This window comes from Ruegeria sp. HKCCSA071 (assembly GCF_017872555.1).
Classification (GTDB): domain Bacteria; phylum Pseudomonadota; class Alphaproteobacteria; order Rhodobacterales; family Rhodobacteraceae; genus Ruegeria.
Genome location: NZ_JAEDOX010000009.1, coordinates 1 through 22,350 on the forward strand (window position 1 = coordinate 1; position 22,350 = coordinate 22,350).

18 protein-coding genes and 4 pseudogenes are annotated in these 22,350 nt (G+C 55.9%); 6 read left to right on the top strand and 16 right to left on the bottom strand.

Annotated elements, in window-relative coordinates:
* Window positions 1–74 precede the first annotated feature (74 nt).
* The 6 genes from I9188_RS15085 to I9188_RS15110 form a co-directional block, all read right to left on the bottom strand.
* Complete coding sequence (locus I9188_RS15085) at window positions 75–1,205, bottom strand: BamA/TamA family outer membrane protein (RefSeq protein ID WP_209505943.1); 1,131 nt, start codon at window positions 1,203–1,205, stop codon at window positions 75–77.
* A 293-nt stretch (window positions 1,206–1,498) separates the two neighbouring features.
* Window positions 1,499–1,666, bottom strand: coding sequence for a hypothetical protein (locus tag I9188_RS15090; RefSeq protein WP_209505945.1), 168 nt, complete (start codon window positions 1,664–1,666; stop codon window positions 1,499–1,501).
* 266 nt (window positions 1,667–1,932) lie between these two features.
* Window positions 1,933–2,763 carry a neuromedin U gene (locus tag I9188_RS15095; protein WP_209505947.1) on the bottom strand — a complete coding sequence of 277 codons (831 nt, stop codon included), beginning with the start codon at window positions 2,761–2,763 and terminating at the stop codon, window positions 1,933–1,935.
* Between the two features lie 50 nt (window positions 2,764–2,813).
* On the bottom strand, window positions 2,814–4,262 hold the full coding sequence (locus I9188_RS15100) for a DUF1254 domain-containing protein (protein ID WP_209599674.1): 1,449 nt from the start codon (window positions 4,260–4,262) through the stop codon (window positions 2,814–2,816).
* A gap of 64 nt (window positions 4,263–4,326) precedes the next feature.
* Window positions 4,327–5,817 carry a DUF1254 domain-containing protein gene (locus I9188_RS15105; RefSeq protein WP_209505951.1) on the bottom strand — a complete coding sequence of 497 codons (1,491 nt, stop codon included), beginning with the start codon at window positions 5,815–5,817 and terminating at the stop codon, window positions 4,327–4,329.
* A 237-nt stretch (window positions 5,818–6,054) separates the two neighbouring features.
* Entirely contained in the window at window positions 6,055–6,462 is a 408-nt protein-coding gene (locus I9188_RS15110; protein WP_209505953.1) for a response regulator, read from the bottom strand.
* 172 nt (window positions 6,463–6,634) lie between these two features.
* On the opposite strand from I9188_RS15110, the gene I9188_RS15115 reads away from it, so the two are divergent.
* On the top strand, window positions 6,635–8,467 hold the full coding sequence (locus tag I9188_RS15115; protein WP_209599675.1) for a sensor histidine kinase: 1,833 nt from the start codon (window positions 6,635–6,637) through the stop codon (window positions 8,465–8,467).
* Window positions 8,460–9,104: a response regulator gene (locus I9188_RS20460; RefSeq protein WP_209505957.1), complete on the top strand. Its 645-nt coding sequence runs from the start codon at window positions 8,460–8,462 to the stop codon at window positions 9,102–9,104. The genes I9188_RS15115 and I9188_RS20460 overlap by 8 nt, the downstream gene beginning before the upstream one ends.
* A 126-nt stretch (window positions 9,105–9,230) precedes the next feature.
* On the opposite strand, the pseudogene I9188_RS20280 reads toward I9188_RS20460, so the two are convergent.
* Together I9188_RS20280 and I9188_RS15125 are read right to left on the bottom strand one after the other, a co-directional pair.
* Window positions 9,231–9,353 (bottom strand): annotated as a pseudogene (locus I9188_RS20280) (IS6 family transposase); the annotation flags it as partial.
* Window positions 9,334–9,641, bottom strand: a pseudogene (locus I9188_RS15125) (transposase); the annotation flags it as partial. The pseudogenes I9188_RS20280 and I9188_RS15125, both read right to left, overlap by 20 nt.
* Before the next feature lie 291 nt (window positions 9,642–9,932).
* Here I9188_RS15125 and I9188_RS15130 point away from each other — a divergent pair.
* Window positions 9,933–10,049: pseudogene (locus I9188_RS15130) on the top strand (integrase core domain-containing protein); the annotation flags it as partial.
* A 171-nt stretch (window positions 10,050–10,220) separates the two neighbouring features.
* Window positions 10,221–10,331: pseudogene (locus I9188_RS20285) on the top strand (cytochrome C peroxidase); the annotation flags it as partial.
* Window positions 10,332–10,601: 270 nt separating this feature from the next.
* Here the strand turns inward: I9188_RS20285 and I9188_RS15140 are convergent.
* The 4 genes from I9188_RS15140 to I9188_RS15155 are packed head-to-tail and all read right to left on the bottom strand — an operon-like array spanning window position 10,602 to window position 14,944.
* On the bottom strand, window positions 10,602–11,153 hold the full coding sequence (locus I9188_RS15140) for a VOC family protein (protein ID WP_209505961.1): 552 nt from the start codon (window positions 11,151–11,153) through the stop codon (window positions 10,602–10,604).
* Between the two features lie 41 nt (window positions 11,154–11,194).
* The gene (locus tag I9188_RS15145) at window positions 11,195–12,727 is read right to left on the bottom strand and encodes a HAMP domain-containing sensor histidine kinase (RefSeq protein WP_209505963.1); all 1,533 of its coding nucleotides are present in this window, start codon (window positions 12,725–12,727) and stop codon (window positions 11,195–11,197) included.
* Window positions 12,712–13,404 carry a response regulator transcription factor gene (locus I9188_RS15150; protein WP_209505965.1) on the bottom strand — a complete coding sequence of 231 codons (693 nt, stop codon included), beginning with the start codon at window positions 13,402–13,404 and terminating at the stop codon, window positions 12,712–12,714. Before I9188_RS15150 ends, I9188_RS15145 begins: the two co-directional genes overlap by 16 nt.
* A gap of 13 nt (window positions 13,405–13,417) precedes the next feature.
* The gene (locus I9188_RS15155) at window positions 13,418–14,944 is read right to left on the bottom strand and encodes a DUF4173 domain-containing protein (protein WP_209505967.1); all 1,527 of its coding nucleotides are present in this window, start codon (window positions 14,942–14,944) and stop codon (window positions 13,418–13,420) included.
* A 280-nt stretch (window positions 14,945–15,224) separates the two neighbouring features.
* On the opposite strand from I9188_RS15155, the gene I9188_RS15160 reads away from it, so the two are divergent.
* The gene (locus I9188_RS15160) at window positions 15,225–16,751 is read left to right on the top strand and encodes a malonyl-CoA synthase (RefSeq protein WP_209505969.1); all 1,527 of its coding nucleotides are present in this window, start codon (window positions 15,225–15,227) and stop codon (window positions 16,749–16,751) included.
* A gap of 65 nt (window positions 16,752–16,816) precedes the next feature.
* Window positions 16,817–18,502, top strand: coding sequence for a tryptophan halogenase family protein (locus tag I9188_RS15165; RefSeq protein ID WP_209505971.1), 1,686 nt, complete (start codon window positions 16,817–16,819; stop codon window positions 18,500–18,502).
* Window positions 18,503–18,575: 73 nt separating this feature from the next.
* Here the strand turns inward: I9188_RS15165 and I9188_RS15170 are convergent, their stop codons facing one another.
* Genes I9188_RS15170 through ugpA form a run of 4 tightly spaced genes read right to left on the bottom strand, consistent with a single transcriptional unit; the run spans window position 18,576 to window position 22,308 of the window.
* Complete coding sequence (locus I9188_RS15170) at window positions 18,576–19,511, bottom strand: glycerophosphodiester phosphodiesterase family protein (RefSeq protein WP_245220554.1); 936 nt, start codon at window positions 19,509–19,511, stop codon at window positions 18,576–18,578.
* Entirely contained in the window at window positions 19,511–20,566 is a 1,056-nt protein-coding gene (ugpC, locus tag I9188_RS15175; RefSeq protein WP_209505973.1) for a sn-glycerol-3-phosphate ABC transporter ATP-binding protein UgpC, read from the bottom strand. The genes I9188_RS15170 and ugpC overlap by 1 nt, the downstream gene beginning before the upstream one ends.
* 3 nt (window positions 20,567–20,569) lie before the next feature.
* Window positions 20,570–21,406, bottom strand: coding sequence for a sn-glycerol-3-phosphate ABC transporter permease UgpE (gene ugpE / locus I9188_RS15180; protein ID WP_209506351.1), 837 nt, complete (start codon window positions 21,404–21,406; stop codon window positions 20,570–20,572).
* A gap of 20 nt (window positions 21,407–21,426) precedes the next feature.
* Window positions 21,427–22,308, bottom strand: a complete 882-nt coding sequence (ugpA, locus tag I9188_RS15185) for a sn-glycerol-3-phosphate ABC transporter permease UgpA (RefSeq protein WP_209505975.1) — start codon at window positions 22,306–22,308, stop codon at window positions 21,427–21,429.
* Between the last annotated feature and the right edge of the window lie 42 nt (window positions 22,309–22,350).

Here is a 22,350-nt window from a genome sequence, read left to right on the forward strand (position 1 = left end):
ACAGGTGCCCGAAGGTCTTCCTGTCAGCCATCGCCCTCGCAGCACTCGTCATCTACTGGCTATGAGTCCTGACCCTAGAACCTCTGCCCAATAAAAATATAAACATACTCCTCGTGATCGTTATTTGTTGTGAAATCTAATGAAAAATCGAGAGGGTATTGTTTCGACACGCGGTACCTGACACCGGCGCCAACCGCAATTCGATCACCGTTGTCTAACAAATCCGCGAAGCTTGATGCAGTATAGCCAAGGCCTCCAAATGCGACCACACCAAATCGCTTTCCAAGCCGCTGACGATATTCGAGTTGAGCTGACAAAAGACGCGTGTCGAGATACTGCAATGGGTCAAATCCGCGAAAACTATCTGAAAAGCCTATTGAACACTTGTCAAAAAAGGGGGTGTCTGAAGACGCAGCGCAAGCTGATACCCGACCTGCAAACATCCCGGTCTCACTGATTGATCGATAGAAATCGTAGTTGGCACTGCCAAAACCATACTGACGGTCTCCAGCGCCTAAAGTTTCTCCGGCATTCGCTGAAAAACTAAAACGTTTGCCGTCCGTCGGGTAGGTTTTGTCATTCCTTTCGTCCCATAAAATTCGAAGTTCAATTGTTGCAACCTCAAGATTCAGATCCGGAACAAGGTCTCCTGGAATGGGCGTGCTGTTGGAAGCAAGGCTGATGCTTGAATCAAGATATCGGAGTCCTGCTCCGATAGAGAAATTGTTAGACAGTTTGTAGTCCGAACCTGCATTGAACAACGTCCCGTCCTGATCAATCGAGATTGGGTGAGAACCAAAGAAAAGATCATAGCTGAGCTGCGCTTCAGCCAATGCAAAGTCGAAACTCCAACCATTGTGGAGACTTACATCCGCGCCGATTCCGTAAGCTTGGCTACCATTACTAGATGCCATGGCACCAAGCGCAAAGAAAGAAGGATCGACTTCCGGTGCGGTGGTAAAAAGATATCCCACACCTAACGTTAAGCCGGTTCCAATCACCGGATTAGAAAATGGAACTGGCGCAACGATAGTTGAACCGTTCCGAATACCAAACTTTTGTTCTTCAACTGCTACATCAACAGATTCTCGGGTTTTGTTTATTATGTTCGGGTTCGCATTCGCCGCCCCAATGGTCAACATGGTAGATACCAGCAGACTAAAGACTGTTGGCGCCAAGAAACTAATATTCAGCAGATTTCGCATTGCGTTTCAGTGCTTCCAATTTACCATTTCCGAAGAAATCGATGATCTTAAATTGTCAAGTTTAACGGATCAAACACTGTCGATCCTGCATAGGTGCAATCATTGGGTAGAACATCCGACAAACTCATGACTTCCGCCCGCTACGCAAAATCAAGTCGCTCCCGAATGCCTCCTAGGTGGACTGTTGCTGAATACTAGCGAGTATCTGGACGCCAAGCACAACGTAAGCTTAGTGGACGCTTGATCCGGCAAACTTGATTCAGCTCAAAATCCGATTGGTATCCCAGTATAGACTAACCGAAATCTTTCAGCCTTAGTGGATTGCCCTGATTGATGCTCATCCGGTTGCGCGGTCCACAACTGGCCCCCTCTCTGTAGCGGTCGGCGTTTACATCGAATAAGTCGTTTTCGTCGATCAGGTCTCTGATCACTTCCGCGAGTGCGGTCCGAATTTCAGACATTGAGCAGCCCTTTCATTTACCTTTGGTAGATTTCGCCGTTGGTCAAATTTGTCGAGCCCAGGGATTATTCTCCAGGCGCACCGATTTACGCATGCGCCGAAGCCTATTGTGAGAGGGTGAAAACGAAAGCCAGTGTAGTCTTCGTGTTACCGAGCAAAGCTTTCATAACCATACCGCCTCTATCTCTATGTCGCCAATATGCGTTCGCAACATGGCGCAAGTCGTCTGCAATCACACCCTAGGCTTCCCTGACCGCATGATCGACATCAGGACTTTGGAAACAGGAACTGGATCGTGAACCCTGCCGTCCATTTCGGCGCCGTTGCCGGTCGCTCGACATTATAATAGGCTTCGGCCCGGAGATTGACCGGCTGGTTCCCCCATTTCGTGATCTTTCCGAAACCGCCGCCAACAGGAAACAGAAGCCTGTCGCCGGAAGAGGCCGCCCAGTCATAGGTGATTACCATGTCACTGATCAAGTACCAGCCATTGTCGAGATTGTAGTTGACGAAGGGTTCGAACAACGTCTGGTTGACATCCCTGCGGGCACTGTCACCAGCAAAGGACCAGAGATGGCGGACCAAGGCACCGTAGGTTCCCCAACCAGGTTGGTTCAAGGCTACTGCCGACACCCCAGCACTCCACTTGCCGCTACCAAGCCTATCGTCCGTTGCGGAATCTGCGGTTATAGATGGACCGACGCCCCAGATCCAACCGTTGACCGGTTTCACAGGGCTGAAGAACAGCGTGTAGTTTATGTCACCCAAACCGGTTGTGCGTCCAAGTGTAGTCGGGTCGCCAATCCCCGGATTCCCTGGCAGCCCTGCAACGCCCCCGGGGGCGTCGTAAAGAGGGATAATGAACCTGCTGACAAGGTTCCAATCTCCGATAGTAATTGGAATTACCGGATTAATACTCAGAACATTTGCCTTCCCGTTCGGCGCGCCATTGTCAAAGGTGAACTTCAACGGAACGCTGATGAGTGAGCTAATCGGGTTTTGAACGGCTGAACCCAAATCGGATTCAGCCATCGCATTGCCAGAAAGGCCTAACGCCAGTCCCAGGGACAGAACCGCGGATTTGAATGTCAGGCGCATTTTGTCCTCCTTAGGGTCAGCGCAGTTAAATAGCTTGTACTGTATCCGCCTCATTCATCCGCCTTCTCGATATCGGGCAGAACCCAAGTTTGATCGAGGAACGCCTTCGTCGGTGAATACAGGCGGAAATACGGGAACCATGCGCGCCCGGGTTCGGTCGGGATCCAGTTCTTGCGGGCATCGCCTGCCGGCTCGTTTGGTCCAATATGCAGTGTCACCGAGCCGTCGTCGTTGTAGGCCAAATCCATCCGTGACGAGCGGTCCGCGATCTCATAGTCGTTTCGAACCAGTGTTCGGGTGCTGACCTCGTAGACCGTGAGTGACCAGAAGGCCTCGGCCGGTACATCCGGCGGAACGCGGAGAACATAGTCAGTACCGCCATCCAGCCAATCGCCGTCGGCGTCCTTGTAGGTCGCCATATAGACCTGCCCCTTGCCCGTCTTCTGGCCATGCATCGCAACGTCGTTGGTCACGGCCTCGTAGAACCATGCCGCACGTTCATCGAGGTGATCATAGTTTTCGTCACGCTGGTCTGGGTTTGCGGTCGTCGCGTATTCCCATTGAACGTCGTCGCGGTAGTGGCTCGTCTCCACGCGTTTCGAGAAATCGTTGGCCTTGGCCATCGCTTCTCCAACAACGGCAGCCTCCATCAGAATGCGCTGTTCGCGCCAGCCCGGCGTGAACGGCTTGCCTTTCTCGATCCCGAGCGGCTGGAGCATGGCCATAAAAAAGCGGTCCCGCTCGAAGACGGGCTCGCGCTGGATCGTGTCGTTCAGTAACTCCCAGTATTCCAACCCGACGGGCTGTGCGCCCATCCAGGGCTTTCCATAGGGCGTGATGTATCCACGGGGCTTGGGATCGTCGCGTTCGGACCAGGGATAGACCTTGATCTGTTCCAGCAGCGCCATGCGTTCGTCGCGGTCCTCCGGCATCAACCGGATGCCCATGAGCACGCCGTTGGTCGGCGAAGAAAACACCTTGTAGCCCTCCGCCTCGGGCGCGTCCTGTCCGGGGCCAACGAACACGTACTTGCCGGGCTCGGTGATCTGCGTGATCCCGATCTGCCACATGTCATGGGCGGCCCCCCGCACCGACCCTTGCGGTTCCGGCATCTCGACAACCCAAGGGCCATCAGCGAGATCGATGAAGGGTAGCACGTAGGGTGTTGTGGCGTTGAAAGTCAGGCCACCGATCTTGTCGGCATAGGACTCCACGAAGACGATCTGGCCGTTCTCGGCGCCAAGCTCGTCTTCATGCGCGCGACGCCATTGCGCCATTCCCATTAGGGGGATCGACCAGATATAGGCCTGCACCGCCCTCTGGAAGTCCATTTCCTCGTAGAGCTTGGCGATGGTCTCATCGGTCGGGTAGCCGGTTGTGAAACCATGGGTGAAGCTCAAGGGGCCGATCCTTGTGTCGACCGTCTCTTGGGCCGGGGCGGCCAACGAGAAGGCGAGCAATAGCGCGAGGGCTGACGAACTGCGTGCAGCGACTTTCATTTCCAACTCTCCTCAGTCAATTCGAAATAGAAACGCTCCGCGATTTACGCGGGGCGGCGAGATATCAGTTCAGCTTCACAACGTCGTCCGGGCGCCATGCTTGGTCGAAGAAATCAAGATCCGCGCCATAGAGGCGGATCACGGCCATAAACGCACGTCCATCAATCGACTGGATCCAGTTCTGTTCCGGCGCATCCGCCGGTTTCTCGGGGCCGAACCAAAGATCGACCGATCCATCGTCATTCTTGACGATCGAGGCGTCCAGACTGTTCTTCGATGGCAGCAATTGCGGCGTTTCCGGCATTGTCCCATCGGTGACGTTGTAAAGCGTCACCGCCCAGAACGCCTTGGCCGGAATGCCAGCCGGCAGATGTAGCTTGTAGCTGTTGGTACCGTTCAGCAATTCACCCTCGGAATCCAGGAAGGCCACCGGATACTTGGAGCCAGCACCGATTGTGCGCATCACCATCGCCGGGGCAGAGGAATAGGCGTATTGGAAGAACGTCGCGCGCTGATTCACATCGAGATAGCTCTCCTGCATCCAGTCGGCCGTCGCCCCGGCCCATGCCCGGACGTAGTTCCGGTCATTGTAGTATAGGTCCCGGCCGTCCGCGCGGGGCTCCATGCGCAGCGCCATGATCATGCGCGGCGCGACATCCACCGCCTTTTCCAGCAACTCGCGCTCCCGATCGGTGGGCTCGAATGGTTCGCCCTTGACGATGCCGATAGAGGCAAGGACGCCTCGCAATTCTGGGCTGATCGCCCCGACGGGTTCGTAGTCCACGAATTCCTTCAGCTTGGTCCAGTAGGCGAAATCGACTGGATACATCATGTCGACCCGCTTGCCGGACCCGTTCGGGAACTCCATCGGTTTGACGCGTTTCTCGACCTCGTAGAGCGGGTAGATCCGGGTCCGCTCAGCCAAAGCTACGGCTGGCTTGGGATCCGGGCCCGGTTCCATCACTGTGCGAAAGAACAGGAAGACATTGTAGGTCGAGGACTCGAAGGCGAAATAACCGCCTGGCACTTCGCCGTCATAGCCCGGTGGTAGCAGCAGATAGAGTCCGCCACGCGCCCGATCCGGACCAATGGCGCCGACGTCGGTGATGGTCCGCTGGAAGAAATCCGTGAACATGCCGATGACGCCGGGTGGCGCGGCAACAACGAGCGGACCTGTCTCCTTTAAATCGAGATAGCTCATCGAGTAGATGACATCGGCATTCGGCGTGGGTACCCATGCTCGCGCATCCATTCGATCCTTCCAAATCGGCAGAACGTTGTAGCCCTTGCCGAACGCCGCTTCGGATCCGTCTCGCATACCGATCACGTTGAGCGCCGGAAGCATAGTCATATAGGCATGGATAGCCCGCTGGTAGTAAAGCTCCTCGCGCAGTTGCTGTGCCTCTTCCGGCGGTGGCCAGTTGCCGTTGTAAAGCTGACGCACAAGCGGAGGCGTCGTTTCCTCCTGGGCCGTGACAGGCGCAGCCCCAAAGGTTGTTGCGCCGAGGAGCATGGCACAAATCATCGACGACCCCGTAAGGCGTTTGATTTTCATAATATTCTCTCCCTTTCATTGTTTCTGTTGCGATCCGTCAGACGGTGTACGCCCCAGTAGCCAGGGCTTCCGCAAACCGCTGGATGCGTGCTGGCTTGCATCGCAACTTCCGATCTCAGCCGGTTCACTAACGGCTATCCTCCATTGCGGAGCTGTTTCCAGTGCTCCGGCTCGGCGAATGCTGCCAGAGATGCGATTGTGATTGCGGCAGATAGCAGTAGTTGCTTCATTCAGTTTTCACTCCTTTTCCAAATCCAAATCAGGTGCGTGTCGACAGGCAGAAATCGCCGCTTCCAAAGCGGCAAAGAGTTCTTCGGCCTCGAATGGTTTGCGCAGGCAGCGGGTCGCGCCCGCGGTGTCCGCCTTGGCGAGCTTCTCTTCGTCGTCAGTCGCCGACATGAAAACGATGGGCACCATTTCGTTCCGGCCATTGAGAATGCCTGGCACATCGAGCCCGCTTTCTTGGTCGAGGACGACATCGACAAGCAGGCAGCTGTCAACCGGCAGGGGCAATGCTGCGCGCAACGACGCGAGACTGTCCAACTGCTTTTCGGCAAATCCCTTTGCCTTCAGCAGACGACCTAGTGCCGAGCGAACGCTGCTGTCATCGTCGAGTACGAATATAGTGACGGGAGACGGTGCCACTGCGAAACCTTTCTCTTTCCTAGGGATCATGCGGTGGTGCGGTGAACCCCGCTATTGTCCCCGAAGGACAATTGACAGGCTTTTTGAGCAGCCGAATCAGGGATCTGAGCGCTTCCTTGCCTTGTCACTGGGGCCGCGCTAGCGTCTCTGTGCCCAAATATGAAAGGACCAGATGCAACTTCTTGGCCAGATCTATTTCGTGACTGCCGGTTTCGGCATCATTCTTGGTGCGGTCTACCTGTTGATCTGGTTGAGGCTCCGGGATCAGTTGGCGTATCTGTTTGCGAGCGTGATGAGCCTGGCGGGCAGTGCTGCGGCCCTGTGCGAAGTCTCCTATCTCGGGGCCCCGTCGACCGCAGATTTCGTGAATGCATTTCGGGCGCAAAGTGTTTTTATCGGTGTTTCGCTGATTAGCATGGTTTGGTTTCTTCAATTTCAGCTGAACAGCGGTCGGCGGTGGCTTTGCTGGCTCATCACCAGTCTTTGGAGCTTTAGTATCATCTTAATCTTAACTAACCCGGGGCAGATTGTGACTGGTTGGCTCAAAGGGCTGGACTACCGTACTACGCCCTGGAATGAGGCCTTCGCCCTGCCGGTTGGAGAAATGCACTGGTCCAAGTACCTGACGGATTTGGCCTCTCTGGCAATCGTGATTTACGTGATTGACGTGTTGCTTCGCGCCTTACGAACCGGTTCGGGTGCTCACGCACTCAAGACGGCGGGACCGATTTTGTTCTTCATAGTGGTCGCGGGAATTCACACGCCGCTCGTGGACGCGTCTGTGATCCAGACACCGTACCTTATCGGTGTCATCTTCGTTGCTATCTCCGTCTCGCTCGCGTTTTCGCTGGTTGGCGAAGTCGCCAAAGGAGCCTGGCTGAACCGCGAGATCAAGATCGAACGGGAACGATGGCAAAGAGTGATGGATGCGGTCGATTTGGCGCTGGTTCGGGTCGATGCCGATGGCAGGATCGCCGGCGTCAATCCCTTCCTCGAACGTTTGATAGGCCGCAGCTCCGTCGACTTGGTGGGGCAAAAGGCAGATACCCTCTTTATGGAAACCGCCCGAACCTCAGATCGGGTGCCGATCACTGATCCGGAATTCTGGACAAGTCAGGAGTCTGCGACCCGTTGCCTACCCGCCGCGGATGGGACGCACAGAGAAATGGCCTGGCATTGCGTGGCGCTCTCCAAGGAAGCGGGGACCAGCGATGGGCTGATCGCCATTGGAAAGGATCAGACAGAACGTCTGAAGGCCGAGGCCGAACGTGATGAAACAAGGCGCGAGTTCGAGAAACTGTCGCGCGCACTGACGCTTGGGGAGCTGGCTTCGACGATCGCCCATGAACTGAGCCAGCCGATTGCCGCTGTCCTCAGCAACGCGCAAACCTGCGAAATCCTTTTGGACTCAGATTCTGCCGGCGAGGGCGAAATAGAGGAAATCATTCGGGACATCCTCAGGGATACACTACGCGCCCGCGACCTTATGGGGCGCGTCCGCCGTTTCATGTACGACGGCGATCCAGAGCGCCAATGGTTCGACCCGGTAACAGCGCTGAGGGCCGTTCTGGAATGGCTCCAGCCTGAGGCGCAGCGCCGACGAATTGCCATTCGGCTGATCACCGAAAAACCGCCGGGCAGCTTCTTTGGTGTCGAACTGGAACTGCAGGAGGCGATGGTCAATCTAGTCATGAACGCTATGCAGGCAACCGGTGAGACAGAGGGCGGCGAGGTCATTGTCACGATAGGCGGGGGATCCGACGGCGGCCTGAACCTCTCGGTTGAAGACAATGGCCCGGGCATTTCGGACGAAGCGGCCGACAAGTTGTTTGCGCCCTTCGTAACCTCTAAGAGCAAGGGCATGGGTGTAGGCCTCGCCGTCGTGCGCCGGGTGGTCGAGCGGCATAATGGCATGATCGAAGTGGGCGCAAGTGCTAGCGGCGGTGCCCGGTTCACCATCACACTGCCACCGGGCCAACAAACGGAGTTAAGGATCAGTGCCTGAGACCATTTGCGACGTCGTGATCGTGGACGACGATCGATCGCTTCTGCGCGCGCTGGAAAAGCAGGTTCGTACGATGGGATATTCCACACAGACATTCGACGATCCCCTGTTGGCGCTCGAATTCTTGGAGCACGCAGACTGGAAATGTCTGCTTGCGGATCTCTCAATGCCGAAGATGGACGGACTCGAACTGCAGTCGCGCCTCGAAACCCGGTCAGAACCGTTTTCGATCGTGTTTCTGAGCGGTGTTGCAACGGTGCGTTCGGTGACCCGGGCAATGCGCGATGGAGCCGTCAACTTCCTGGAAAAACCTGTCGAACACAGCGATCTGCAAGCTGCCTTGAACGAGGCAGTGGAGAACGTGGAAGGCGCACGTCGGAAGAAAAACGAAAGCGCAAGCGCCCGGGTGCGGTTTGATCAATTGACCGACAGGCAAAAGGAGGTGTTCTGGCAACTGGTTGTTGGCGCCAGCAACAAGCAGATCGCGCGAAATCTCGATGTCAGCGAACGCACCGTCAAGGCACATCGAAGCGCTATTAGAGAGCGGCTTGGGCTTGAGACCCAGATGGATATGGTCGGTTTTTCGCAGACGCTCGATATGGAACGCGAAGGCTCTGTCGAAGGTGCAAAGCAGTAAGAAAACGTCTGCCATTCCGTCGGCATGAAAAATAGCTGCAGCCGAGGTGCGCGATCATGTGCAACGGCATTGTGGTACTGCCAGACGAATGCTAACCGGTCTCCACATGGATAGAATGGCTGTCCCTTAATCGGCGCAGAGACCCCGCCACTCGGCAAGTGCGGCGGCCCGGTTCGACTTGAAGTTTGGTCTGGAGGAAAGCGTGCGCTCCGAATTGAACAGGTTATAGATTGAGGCATGGACGGCGACGAGCGGGGCTCAAAAGTTTCCCTTTGTGGCTTCCGTCAGGATCAGCTTGTCCAAAGTCAGATCAGACACCGCGCGTCTCAGCCGCTCGTTCTCTTTCTGAAGCCGTTTCAGTTCCTTCAATTGATCAACACCCATTCCACCGTACTTCTTCCGCCAGCGGTAATAGGTTTGCTCAACAACTCCGATCTGTCTGATCGCATCAAGACGGGACATGCCTTGCCCCATCAGAACTTCAACCTGCCGTAACTTCCAGACAATCTCTTCGGGCTTCGGTCTCTTGTTTGCCATTCGTCGTCCTCCGTTTCCTAAACATAATGGTGGACCAGTTCAGTTGGGGAGGCTCAACTGGATGGACAGTTTCTCTCGAAGCGGATCAAACTCTGGCCATTAAGTTCGAGAACAACTGACGTGCGATTCATAAAGAAATCGCAATTTCTGCCAAGATACAACGCCGGCTGCTAAGCCTTAGCGTACGCGTCACAGTTCTTGATCATTCCAATAATCTGTCCGTCGGAAAACTTCCGTTTCAACCTCCATCCGTTGCTTGGGTGGACCACCAACTCCTCAAGAACTTGATTTCTGGTCGAACAATGGAGGAGACACTACAACACCAAACGCCCCCACAGTGCTCTGGGCTATCGCCCGCCAGCGCCCGAAACCATCATCTCAATGGAATACAGGCCGACGATGCACTAACAATCAATTTGGACCAGTCAGATGAGGCTGCTCACCATGTTCTCTGCGGCGGGCACTGAAAAGCCACTTGGGATTTACCGAGCATTCCCGGTGTTTTGGGACGGCAATCCCTATCTGGATAAATACGATCTGGTTCTTGATGAGCGTCCCGGCAGGTTTCGCGTGCCCTCCCTGCGCAATGTCGCGCTGACCGCGCCCTATTTCCACAATGGCTCGGTAAGCGATCTGGAAGAGGCGATCAGAGTTATGGCCGTATCTCAGTTGGGACGCACCCTGAGCGATGACCCTTTGGCAGACATTCGCATTGTAGCCGCGAGCGTTGAAGGCACGATTCCAGGGCGGAATACTGACATGTTCACCAATCGAGCGGTAAGCCGACAAGAGGTGTCTGACATTGCCGAATTCCTGCGGTCACTCACGGCGGCCACGCTTCCCGATTAGGTCTTTTGCGTGAAGAAGACCCCTGAAGAGGTGTTAGATCAATCAATCGACTTTGCCGGTTTCGATTGTAGGGGTCGCGATGCCCACCGCTCAGGGTAAACGACAAGAAGGCTACATCCGTGGAGTACGCTCCGAGACGATATTCTCGATCGCATCGGCAAGGTGGACGTCAGCAATCGCAAGATCACCGCGTTCAACGCGTAGCCTGTGCGCTTCGGCCAGAACGTCACCGTGAGTCGCACCTTCAGGTGGCTCAAAGCGGTAACTCGCAAGTTCGATCCTCAATCCCAAGGGGTCGTGGAAATAGATCGAGTTCATGAATCCCCGATCTTTGATTGGTGTATGCTTGATACCCCTCTCGTCGAGCCGTTCCTCGACCTGCATGAGAACTGAACGGGACACCGCGAAGGCCAGATGATGAACCGCGCCAACCTGATCCCTGAGCAAACTGCCGGACGGTTTCCGATCTTCATTGGTGAACACCGTGATCGTCTGACCGTTACCCGCGGCAAAGTACAGGTGACCCTGTGAATGATCGTCCAGGTTGGGTTGATCGAAGATAAGCGAAAACCCGAGAAGACCCTCCCAGAAGTCTATTGACGTTTGCCGGTCTGCACCAGTCAGGGTGATGTGGTGAATGCCCTGTGCCTGCAACTTGCGCATGTTGAGTTCCCTCCCGTTTATTAAGTTTGCATCTCGCCCAGCTAGTTGAAGGTGAGAAGAAAACAAGCGCCTTGATTGCTTGGTACAACACTGAGTTGCCCACCGATTGCTTCCATGGTCGCTTTGACAATATTCAGGCCCATACCCGTGCCACCGGCCTCTCTTTTTGTTGTAAAGAAGGGCTGCAAAATCTTGTCCTTGTTCCCTTCACTGATACCGGGGCCATTATCCGCAATTCTTAGACAGACGACACCGTCGTTTTGATAGGCTGTCAGCACGGCATTCTGCGCGCCGTGTTGCTGAGCGTTCTCGAGCATATGTGTCAATATGATGTGCAGGGTGGGTGCCGCGACGGGCAAGGGCAGGTGATCGTTCTCAGTCTTGATCGCAAGCGCGGGGAAAGTCTGGACGACCTGTTCAGTGATGTCGTTCAGACAGCATGTACCGTTAATGGCGCTCTGATCGGCCAGACTGAAGGCGCGCATGTTGGCCAGCAGATCCTCCATCCGCTTTCCGCCCTTTTCTACAGTGTCCAGCAGGCGGTGTTTCTGCGCTGGTGACAAATCATCGTCGCGCAGCAGCTCTGCCGCGCCTTTCAAGGCGGTGAGGGGTGACTTCAGCTCGTGGGTGACATGGGCGGTGTACGTTTTCAATCCGTCCTGCTTGTCCTGCAAGCGTTCCGTCAGCGATTGAAAACTCTGGCTCAGATCCGCAATTTCCCGCGTGCCAAGCTGGTCTGGTGGTTCCCATGCCTGACCACCGTGGCCCGCCATCTGGCTGCGCTGGATCAACAGGTGGATCGGCCGGGTGATGAACCGCCAGAACACGTACCCGATTAGCGCCGTGGACAAAGCAACAAATGCCGCGGCTTTGGCAAGGTTGAAACGTTCGCCGTACAGAAAGCGGAAAATATGGTTCGGGGTACGGCTCAGGTAAACCGCCCCGATAAGGGTCTGATCCACGAACACTGGCATCGCCACGAAAACGCGCACGCGGGCACCGCGGCTGAGGGTATAAAGTGCAGGCGTTGCATCCTCGCGCACGCGGGTGCGCGCGACCGAGACGGTTTTCCCTGAAAGGGCCTCGCGAACCTCGTCAACATGACCCAGCTTTTGGCCGATTTCCGCAGTACCGGCAAACACGTTCCCATCGAGGTCCAGCATCCGGTAACCCGCAAGGGTTTGCGCCTGTGCGGCGTTGGCGATGCGGCTTAGCGGGGCGGCGATGGCCTGATAAACCGAACTGGGTCCGACGGTTGCCGGTCGCGCGTCCGGGCGCGGCGGCAGAACCGTTTCGCGATTGACCGACAGCGATGGGAACACCGCGTGCTCGGTTGAGATTGCACTCGGGCGGGGCGGCTTGATCCCGGCTGCATCTGCATAAAGCTCGGCATACGCCGCTGACATGACCGCAGCCTGTGTCAGCAGGCTTTCTTCGGTCTGTTGCACCAGTTGACTGTCGTAAAAACGGAACAGGATCAGCCCGGTAAAGGGCAGGCACAGGACAATGCCCAGCACCAGCAGAACGATGGTCCACAATCTGGGGCGCCATTTGCGGTTCAGCCGGGCGTGCATGCACCCATCCTGAGGCCGACACCGTGAATGGTCACGATCCCTTCGGCACAGCCGGCCTGGGCCAGCTTGGCACGGACGTTGCGTATATGGCTGTCAATGGTGCGGTCCGAGACGTGGATGTTGTAGCCGTAAAGCGCATCGATCAGCTGCGCCCTTGACAGAACACGGTCGGGACGGGCCATCAGAGTTGCCAGCAGCCGAAATTCCGAACCGGTCAGCGTCACGGGCGTTGAAGCGAACCTGCACAGGTGACGCTCTGCATCCAGGTGCAGGCTGCCTTGCGACAACACCGGATCGGGCTGGGCAGGTGTCGGAGCGCTGCGTTTCAGAATGGCCTTGATCCGGGCCACCAATTCGCGTGGGGAAAAGGGTTTCGTCAGATAATCATCGGCGCCCAGCTCCAGCCCGACGATACGGTCGACCTCGTCATCGCGGGCGGTCAGGAACAGGATCGGCACGTCCGAGGATTTGCGGATTTCCCTGCATACTTCCAGACCATCCTTTTCGGGCAGTCCGATATCCAGCACGATCAGATCGGGGCTTTCCTGGCGGTTTGTATCAAGCGCGGTCAGGCCGTCGCTGGCCAGAAGTGGCGCATAGCCTGCCTTTTCAATCGCGAACCTTGTTACCTCAAGGATATCCGGATCATCGTCGACAACAAGAATGCGTGCAGGCATCAAATGGGGTCCTTCAACTCTGCTGCCGATAATAGGCTTGTATCCGCCATCTCCGAAAGCCCCATTCGCGCCAGTTGGTGATTGCATCCTTTTTCAGATCATATCGCATCCACGCGTCACAGACTTGCTGTCCGGTTCTGGTTTCATGATCACGGATTGCTGGGTAAGCATCAGCACCAAGGCTGCATATGTAACCAGTGTCCTGTTGCATCAGAGCGCTGCCGTGGCTCAGATTATAGCTGGCAATGACTGATGCGAAATTCACAAAGTTGCAAGTATACAAGACTACCAGAAGCGCTGCAAAACAACGCCGCAGAAGCCAGATTGTATCGAAGCCGCGATGGATTTGCACCACGGTCAGCAGCAATCCGGTGAGAACCAGTGCCATCCAGATAAAGGCGGCCACCCGCAAATAGGTTAGCGCATAGGCGTCGACGTAATGATGCAGCCTGATAGCAGCTGTCATCACCAGGAACACGTTCTGCGCCAACCACGTGTAGATCAGAATGCGCAACGTCCGGTCCGCACCGATCATGCTGTGAGTGACCAGAGTGAATACGCCCGCCAACAGGGCCGTAACCACCAGCGGATAAGCGCCCCGATGGGCATAAGCGGCATAGCTCATCCCTTGAGGCAGGGATACACCCCCGGTCAGGATACCAAGGTCCATCACGGTTTGTACAAGGAACATCAGGTTGAACAGTAACAGCGAATTGCGCACCGAGATTGGATTGATCAGAAATGCGGCCCGGCTTGGGCCTGTCTTTGGCATGGTGGCGGGGCGGGCAATGCCGCCCAGCCATAGTTCGCTGAGGTTTAGGAACGGCCACAGCAGCGAGGCCATCACGCTCCAGAACAGAAGTCGCAGCCAGAAGTACCCTTCGAACAGGAGACTTGGGTCCAGCTCGGCCAGAAGGTCTTCCAGCACCGGATTGGCGGCGGCCAGCAACGCAAGGAAGACCGCACCCAATAGCAGGGGCAAGGCCAGCGATGCTGCGTGGCGGCGGCTGTCGGACCCAAGATCGGCGGCCACCGCGGTGCGACATGTGTCGCGCAGCAAAAGCGTCGCACCGATGGAAGGCAGTCGCAGGGCGGTTCGCAGCAGCAGACGTTCGTTTACAGCCTGACCGAATAGCGCCCAGGTGGCCAGACTGACTAAACCTGCGAGGCTGAACAATAATGATAGAAGCTGCAAATCGATGGCCACCGGCAGGTTGGTGATCAAGGCAAATGCGGCGGCTATTGACCACTCCTTTGCAGTCGCACGCCGGGGTTTCATCGCCATGATCGCGGCGGACAAGACCAGCGCGAAGACTGAGACAGAAATGCCTAGCGGCTGTTCCCAAAACAACCAATCAGCAAGCGCCACCAGCGATGCAAGAAGCGGGATTGCATGGCGCATTTTCAGAGTAGACATCAGAGAACCACTCTGCTGTCGTCTGTTGCCTCTCCATCGGGGGACTTCGTCCATCTTTCCCAGCCACCACGCGTCCAGCACGATGCTGTCCGGCACGCCGCGAATTGTCAGTTCCTGCCTCATGTCCCGTCTCCTGCTTACAGGTTTCCTTTCCCGGCAGATTGCCTGCGGCGCTTGCATCTTTGGCGCGACGTATCCGCAGCCTTCATAGGGTTTTCGTGCAGAAAATGTGCAGAGGCGGTGAAAGGCTTTACACACCACGGGTTCCGAGCTGCAACTCGCGCCGCGCAGTAAAAGCGACGCGTCCAGACATTGAACTGCAAGCAATAGCGCAGTGTGACATAGTTGAACCTTCCCCTGAGAAGCGGTTCGCCGTTATGGCTGGGGAAACGGAGGATCGAACATGGCTAACCCTCTCTATGATGATCTGTTTGGCATTCACGCCGACAAAGATACGGCTTTCCTGCACCTGACAGACGGGACGACCATCACCTATCGAAACTTTCTGAGCACAGCCGCCCGGATCGCCCATGTGGCCACGCAACTGGGCCTAAAACCCGGGGACCGGGTTGCGGCTCAGGTCGATAAATCGCCTGAGGCGCTGGCGCTATACGCGGCATGCGCGCAGGCGGGCCTGGTTTTCCTGCCGCTGAACACCGCCTATACCGTGGACGAACTGACGTATTTCATCGAAAACAGCGGCGCGTCACTTGTTGTCTGCGACGGCCGAAGCAAAGACCAACTGACCCCGATTGCCGCGCGTTTTGGGGGCAGGGTGGAAACGCTGAATGCGGATGGCTCGGGCTCGCTGATGGATCTGGCGGTTGCAATGCCAGACAGCTTTGCGACCGTGGATCGGGATGGTGAGGATCTGGCGGCGTTTCTTTACACGTCGGGCACCACCGGACGTTCAAAGGGCGCGATGCTGACCCAGAACAACCTGTTGTCCAATGCGCGGACACTGGTCAAAGAGTGGCGGTTCACGTCGGAAGACGTTCTGTTGCACGCGCTTCCGATCTTTCATACGCATGGGCTGTTTGTGGCCACCAATATCATTTTGGCTGTCGGCGGAAGCATGATCTGGCTGCCAAAATTCGACCCTGATCAGATCATTGACAGGATGCCCGACGCCACGTCGATGATGGGCGTGCCGACCTTCTACACGCGCCTGTTGGCAGACGCGCGTTTTACCAGCGAGCTGACCAAACATATGCGCTTGTTCGTATCGGGTTCGGCCCCATTGCTGGCGGATACCCATGCACAATTTCAAGAGCGTACCGGGCATCGTATCCTAGAACGCTATGGCATGACTGAAACCAATATGAACACCTCGAACCCCTATGACGGCGAACGTCGCGCGGGCACGGTCGGGTTTCCTTTGCCGGGGGTCGAACTGAAGATATGCGATGCAGATGGTAACCCTTTGCCGCAGGGTGAAATCGGCGAGATCGAAGTGCGTGGCCCGAACGTATTCAAGGGATATTGGCAGATGCCGGAAAAGACGGCTGCCGAGCTGCGCGAAAACGGGTTCTTTATCACCGGTGATCTTGGGCGTATCGACGAAGATGGGTATGTCCATATCGTCGGGCGCAACAAGGACCTGATCATCTCGGGTGGCTATAATATCTACCCCAAGGAAATTGAACTGGTTCTGGACAGCCACCCCGGTGTTCTGGAGAGCGCAGTGATCGGCGTGCCGCATCCCGACTTCGGTGAAACCGTGCTGGGCCTGATTGTAGCGGAACCCGGGCAGTCTCCGGATCTCGACGCGGTCATGGTTGCAGTGCGCGACAGCCTGGCGCGGTTCAAACATCCCCGCACGCTTGTTCAACTGGATGAATTGCCCCGCAATACAATGGGAAAAGTCCAAAAGAACATCTTGCGTGACCAGTTTAGGGACATGTTCAAAGCCGGGTCACAAGGCACATAATGGCAGAGCCTAGATAAGCGTCGGAAACTTGATATAGTCCTCAAAACCAATGGGGACAGAAGAATATGAACAATCGTTTGCGCAAAATCACCATCGTAGGTGGCGGCACGGCAGGCTGGATGACCGCGTTGATCCTGGACATGGTGTTTTCACGCACTTCAGCAACAAAAGACCGACCACATATCTGCCTGATCGAAAGCCCCAATATTTCGACCGTGGGTGTGGGTGAGGCTACGGTGCCACGCATGCCGGTCACGCTCCGTCAGGCGGGCATTTCCGAACGGGATTTTTTCCGCGAGACGAACGCGTCCTTCAAACTGGGCGTGAAGTTCTGCAACTGGAACAAGGACCCCAAAGGAAAACGCATCGATTACGTGAACCCCTTTGCCCATGGCCAGATGCTGGAAGGGTTGGACGCCGCCGAGTATTTCCTGCGCTTTGGCAATGGAGAGAGGGACTTTACACAGTCCATTTCGCCCCACGATCATCTGGGCCGTCTGTGCAAAGGCGCGCGGCAGCTGGGTCAGCCCGAGTTTGAACAGCGTTTTGGCTATGCCTATCATCTGGATGCCGTGAAGTTTGCGGGCATGCTAACCACGGTCTGCACCAAGCGCGGTGTCGAGCATATTCAGGACGAGGTACAGAAGGTTGAGCTGGATGAACAAGGCAACGTCAGCCATCTGATGCTTGAGCGCGCGGGCCGTCATGACATTGAAATGGTTATCGATTGTACCGGGTTCCGCGGCCTTATCATCAATCAGGCGCTGGGCGAGCCGTTTTTGGATTATTCGGAATATTTGCCCAATGATCGCGCCATGGCGTTGCAGGTCGAACACCGCAATCCCAACAAGATCGAAAGCCTCACGCGGTCGACCGCGCTGGGCGCGGGGTGGACGTGGCGGGTGCCGCTCTACAATCGTGTGGGTACGGGCTATGTGTTCTCCTCGGCGCATCGAACGGATGATCAGGCGGCCGACGAATATCTTGAATGGCTGGGTGACAGCGGCAAGGGTTTGACACCGCGTGTAATCCCGATGCGCGTCGGGCGCGTGCGCAATGCCTGGGTCAAGAATTGCGTGGCAATTGGTCTGTCCGGCGGGTTTATCGAGCCGTTGGAAAGTACCGCGATCCACATGATTGATCACGCAGTGCGCTGGTTTGCAGAACACTTGCCGACGCGCGATGTCGCGCCGTCACTGCGGGCAAGATACAACCGGCAGATGGACAAGCTTTATAACGAGGTTCTTGAATTCATCTGTCTGCACTACCGATTGGGCAACCGAAAGGATGACCCGTATTGGATCGACGCGCGGACAGAGATGAAGATACCGGATCGGCTGGCCGAGAATCTGGAGTTGTGGCAGCACCGTCTGCCGATGGATCACGATGTGGAATTTGCCACGCTGTTCGACCATCGCGTTTATCAGACGGTTCTGTTGGGTAAACAGGTCTATGATACGGGTTACGGCACCGGCATTCGTGATCGTTTGCGGCCGTTGAAGAAAGTGATTTGGTTCCAGGGCATGAAGCGCGCAAAAGAGGACCTTGCGCAGATAATCAAAGCGATGCCGGATCATAAAACGCTGCTGCGCGATATCCGGGGTGAGCTGGAAAAACCGGTCTTTGGAATGGCGAACGTGGCGAAGCCGACAGTTGCGATGCCGGGCACGAAGCCTGCACCTGTTTCGATCCAGAACATGCCGAATTTTGCTGAAATCCAAAGCGGCGCGAAGGATTTGCAACTGTTCTAACGATTCTCTGCCCTTACGAAGGAAATTTAATAAACTGAAGGGCGAGGCATTCAGCCCCGGCCTTCAGGACGATTTAGCGCCACCTCATACCCCGGTCAGACAAGTGCCTTTGAACCCGACCCGGATAATCAGAAACAATGGCATCCACACGCAGGTCGATCATTCTGGCAATGTCATCAGGGTCATTGACCGTCCAAACCGCGACGCAAAGGCCCAAATCTTTGGCCAGTTCGACGTTTTCGGCAGTTACATCCGCATAATACGGGCACCACAGTGAGCCGCCCGCTTGCTTGACCAATCGCGGAATATCGCCCTCGCAGCTGCGAAAATCCGGGCAGACTGCTTTGGAAGAATCCTCCCCAACATCCTCGGCGTTTTCGGGAAGTTGGGTCAGATAAGAAGAAGGCATATCCGGTGCTTGCCGCTGACATTCTTCCAACAGATTCCAGTCGAAACTGTGAAGCACCGCGCGTGACGACAGGGCCTTGGAACGAACTTCTTGCAGGACAAGACTGACAAACGTCTCTCTGTAGCACGCGTCATGGGCCAAATCGGGGTCCGATTTGAGCTCGAGCATCAGACAGGCATCGCTATGTTGGGGATCACTTACCAGGTCCAGCAGGTCAAGCAGCCTTGGAACGCGAACGCCATCCATTTGTGCCTGATCAGGAAAACGCCGACCATAGGCAGTATTCCCATCCAATCGCCCGATATCGAACTTCTGAATCTGCTCAAACGTCAGGGTAGAAACCTTTGGCTCTTCCCCGGTCAGAAACTGGCCGTCAGCATCGCGAAAACTGGGGGCGTGCAGCCGGTGATTATGGGTAATGACAGGGATGTCGTCAGCCGAGAGGACAACATCAAACTCCAGAAGCGGCACACCAATGGACAGCGAAAAGTCGAAGCCAATCATGCTGTTTTCAGGCAGAACGCCTCGCGCACCCCGGTGGCCTACGATGCGGATCAGGTTGTCGCCCCCCCGGAAAGCCTCGACCTGAGGAAATGCCATCAGCCTTCCAGCCTTTCACCGGTGGAGCGGTCAAACAGATGCATATGGTTTGAGGACACAGAAAACCGCATGTTCGGATGCCGTCCTTCGATCGGATGCACACCCGGAAGGCTGATCGTGATCGAATCGCCCGAGCCGGTCAGTTGACCGTGCAACAGCGTGTTTGCCCCCAGTGGCTCGGCCATCTGAATCGTGGCCTCAATCGGGCCATTGTCATCCAGCAAAAGATGTTCGGGTCGTACCCCCAGCTTGAAGGCAGTATCAGGGCCCTGTGACGAACCAACCGCGACCTCACCAATCATGACGGTTCCGTTTTCACGTCGGGCCTCAAAGACATTCATCGCGGGGCTGCCGATGAACTGCGCCGCAAACAGGGTTCTTGGTGTTTCGTATACCTCTAGCGGTGTGCCTACCTGTTCGGCGATACCGCCGTTCATGACGATCATCCTGTCGGCCATTGTCATGGCTTCAACCTGATCGTGGGTTACATAAAGCGACGTGATCCCCAGTTTTTCCTGAAGCTCACGAATCTCAAGCCGCATCTGCACGCGAAGCTTGGCATCCAGGTTCGAAAGAGGCTCGTCAAACAGGAAAACCGCAGGTTCGCGGACAATCGCGCGACCCATAGCCACTCTCTGACGTTGGCCGCCTGACAATTGTCTGGGTTTGCGATCCAGCAATGGTTCAAGCTGCAATAGCCTGGCCGCCTCGGTCACTTTTTGATCAATCTGGGCTTTGGGCAACCCTGCGATCTTCAGGCCATAGCCCATGTTCTGCCGGACCGACATATGTGGGTAGAGCGCATAGTTCTGGAACACCATGGCAATGTCGCGATCCATCGGTTCTTTTTCGTTGGCCCGTTCCTCGCCAATCCGGATTTCACCCGAAGTCACGGTCTCAAGCCCTGCCACCATCCGCAACAGCGTGGATTTTCCGCAGCCCGAAGGGCCGACGATGACAATGAACTCACCATCTTCAATGTGGATGTCGATGCCATGTATGACATCTGTCGGGCCAAAACTCTTTTTGACATTCTCCAGGGTTACTGTTGCCATTTCTTACTTCTCGCTATCGACAAGGCCGCGGACAAAAAGCTTTTGCATCGACACCACCACGATGACCGGTGGGATCATCGCCAGAATGGACGTCGCCATAATGACGGGCCAATCAGCCACATCATCGCCAGACGGGAACATCTGCTTGATGCCCATCACAATGGTGTTCATTTCAGGGTCGGTGGTGATAAGCAGCGGCCACAGATACTGGTTCCACCCATAGATAAACAGGATGACGAACAGTGCCGCGATGTTTGTCCGGCTCATCGGTACGACGATGTCGATGAAAAACCGCATCGGCCGGGCACCATCCACACGCGCAGCTTCGGCCAGCTCGTCCGGGATTGTCAGAAAGAACTGACGGAACAGGAAGGTCGCCGTGGCCGAGGCGATCAGCGGAAAGATCAGTCCGTAATAGCTGTTGAGCATGCCGAACCCGGCGACAACTTCGAACGTCGGAACGATTCGCACTTCAACCGGCAGCATCAGGGTCAGGAAGATCAGCCAAAAGAACGTTGTTCGACCGGGAAAGCGGAAATAGACGATTGCAAAAGCCGAAAGCAGTGAAATGATGATCTTGCCCACTGCAATCCCGATGGCCATCACAAGGCTGTTGAACAGCATCGTTGCGACAGGGACATTCACGCCGGAAAACAGGGCTGCCTTGTAGTTTTCCCAGAACTGATCGCCCGGCAAAAGTGGCATGGGCGGTGATACAACTTCCGGCTGGGTAACGGTTGAGGCAACAAATGCCAGCCAGATCGGAAAGAAGATGACCAGAACGCCAAGGATCATCAGGGCATGTGTCAGCCAGATGCCCGCTCCGCGCTTTTCGACCATTCCGTGCTGTTGGGTTGCCATCAGTAATGCACCCTCTTTTCCACGTATTTGAACTGGATGACGGTCAGCAGGCCGACGACAATCAGCAAGATGACCGATTGCGCCGAAGACGATCCCAGATCCTGACCGACGAACCCGTCTGAAAACACCTTGTAGACCAGAATGGTCGTGGCCTGCTGCGGCCCGCCGCCGGTGATTGTGTGGATCACGCCAAAAGTTTCAAAGAACGCATAGACCACATTCACAACAAGCAGAAAAAAAGCTGTCGGTGACAGTAACGGCAGGACAATCGTGAAAAACCTGCGCCAGAACCGTGCGCCATCGATCGCGGCGGCCTCGATGACCGACCGCGGAACCGACTGGAGTGCGGCGAAGAAGAACAAAAAGTTATAACTGATGCGCCCCCAGGCCGAAGCGACAACCACAAGCCCCATCGCCTCGGTGCCATTCAAGACGTGGTTCCAGTCATAGCCCAGCTGTCCAAGATACCACGACACGACACCGACGCGCGTGTTGAACATGAACAGCCAGAGCACACCTGCAACCGCGGGAGCGACTGCATAAGGCCAAATCAGCAGCGTCCGATAAGCTCCGGATCCTTTGATCAGCCGATCTGCAATGACAGCCAGAAACAGGGCCGGGATCATGGAGCAGAGCGTAACAAGCGTCGAAAACACCGCCGTGGTTACGAAGGATGCGCGATAAAACTTGTCGCTTAGCAGAAATTCAAAATTGCCCAGACCGACGAACTTGGACGACAACCCGAACGGATCTGGGATGAACAGCGACTGCCATACAGCTTGTGCAGCGGGATAGAAGAAGAATACGGCAGAAATGACGACCTGTGGGGCGATCAGCGCCAATGGCAACAGCCAGCCGCGAAATGTGACGCGTTTTTCCATCCTGATGACCCGCCGAGAAAAGTGGATGCGGGCTCTGCCGAG

What these genes read in the sequence shown, in the direction of transcription:
- I9188_RS15165 (WP_209505971.1), top strand. Translation starts at nt 16,817, where the DNA reads ATGAACAATCGTTTGCGCAAAATCACCATCGTAGGTGGCGGCACGGCA.
- I9188_RS15140 (WP_209505961.1), bottom strand. Translation starts at nt 11,153, where the DNA reads ATGCGCAAGTTGCAGGCACAGGGCATTCACCACATCACCCTGACTGGT.
- I9188_RS15170 (WP_245220554.1), bottom strand. Translation starts at nt 19,511, where the DNA reads ATGGCATTTCCTCAGGTCGAGGCTTTCCGGGGGGGCGACAACCTGATC.
- I9188_RS15100 (WP_209599674.1), bottom strand. Translation starts at nt 4,262, where the DNA reads ATGAAAGTCGCTGCACGCAGTTCGTCAGCCCTCGCGCTATTGCTCGCC.
- I9188_RS15115 (WP_209599675.1), top strand. Translation starts at nt 6,635, where the DNA reads ATGCAACTTCTTGGCCAGATCTATTTCGTGACTGCCGGTTTCGGCATC.
- I9188_RS15105 (WP_209505951.1), bottom strand. Translation starts at nt 5,817, where the DNA reads ATGAAAATCAAACGCCTTACGGGGTCGTCGATGATTTGTGCCATGCTC.
- I9188_RS15150 (WP_209505965.1), bottom strand. Translation starts at nt 13,404, where the DNA reads ATGCCTGCACGCATTCTTGTTGTCGACGATGATCCGGATATCCTTGAG.
- I9188_RS15085 (WP_209505943.1), bottom strand. Translation starts at nt 1,205, where the DNA reads ATGCGAAATCTGCTGAATATTAGTTTCTTGGCGCCAACAGTCTTTAGT.
- I9188_RS15095 (WP_209505947.1), bottom strand. Translation starts at nt 2,763, where the DNA reads ATGCGCCTGACATTCAAATCCGCGGTTCTGTCCCTGGGACTGGCGTTA.
- I9188_RS15090 (WP_209505945.1), bottom strand. Translation starts at nt 1,666, where the DNA reads ATGTCTGAAATTCGGACCGCACTCGCGGAAGTGATCAGAGACCTGATC.
- I9188_RS15145 (WP_209505963.1), bottom strand. Translation starts at nt 12,727, where the DNA reads ATGCACGCCCGGCTGAACCGCAAATGGCGCCCCAGATTGTGGACCATC.
- ugpC (WP_209505973.1), bottom strand. Translation starts at nt 20,566, where the DNA reads ATGGCAACAGTAACCCTGGAGAATGTCAAAAAGAGTTTTGGCCCGACA.
- I9188_RS15160 (WP_209505969.1), top strand. Translation starts at nt 15,225, where the DNA reads ATGGCTAACCCTCTCTATGATGATCTGTTTGGCATTCACGCCGACAAA.
- ugpE (WP_209506351.1), bottom strand. Translation starts at nt 21,406, where the DNA reads ATGGTCGAAAAGCGCGGAGCGGGCATCTGGCTGACACATGCCCTGATG.
- ugpA (WP_209505975.1), bottom strand. Translation starts at nt 22,308, where the DNA reads ATGGAAAAACGCGTCACATTTCGCGGCTGGCTGTTGCCATTGGCGCTG.
- I9188_RS15155 (WP_209505967.1), bottom strand. Translation starts at nt 14,944, where the DNA reads ATGAGGCAGGAACTGACAATTCGCGGCGTGCCGGACAGCATCGTGCTG.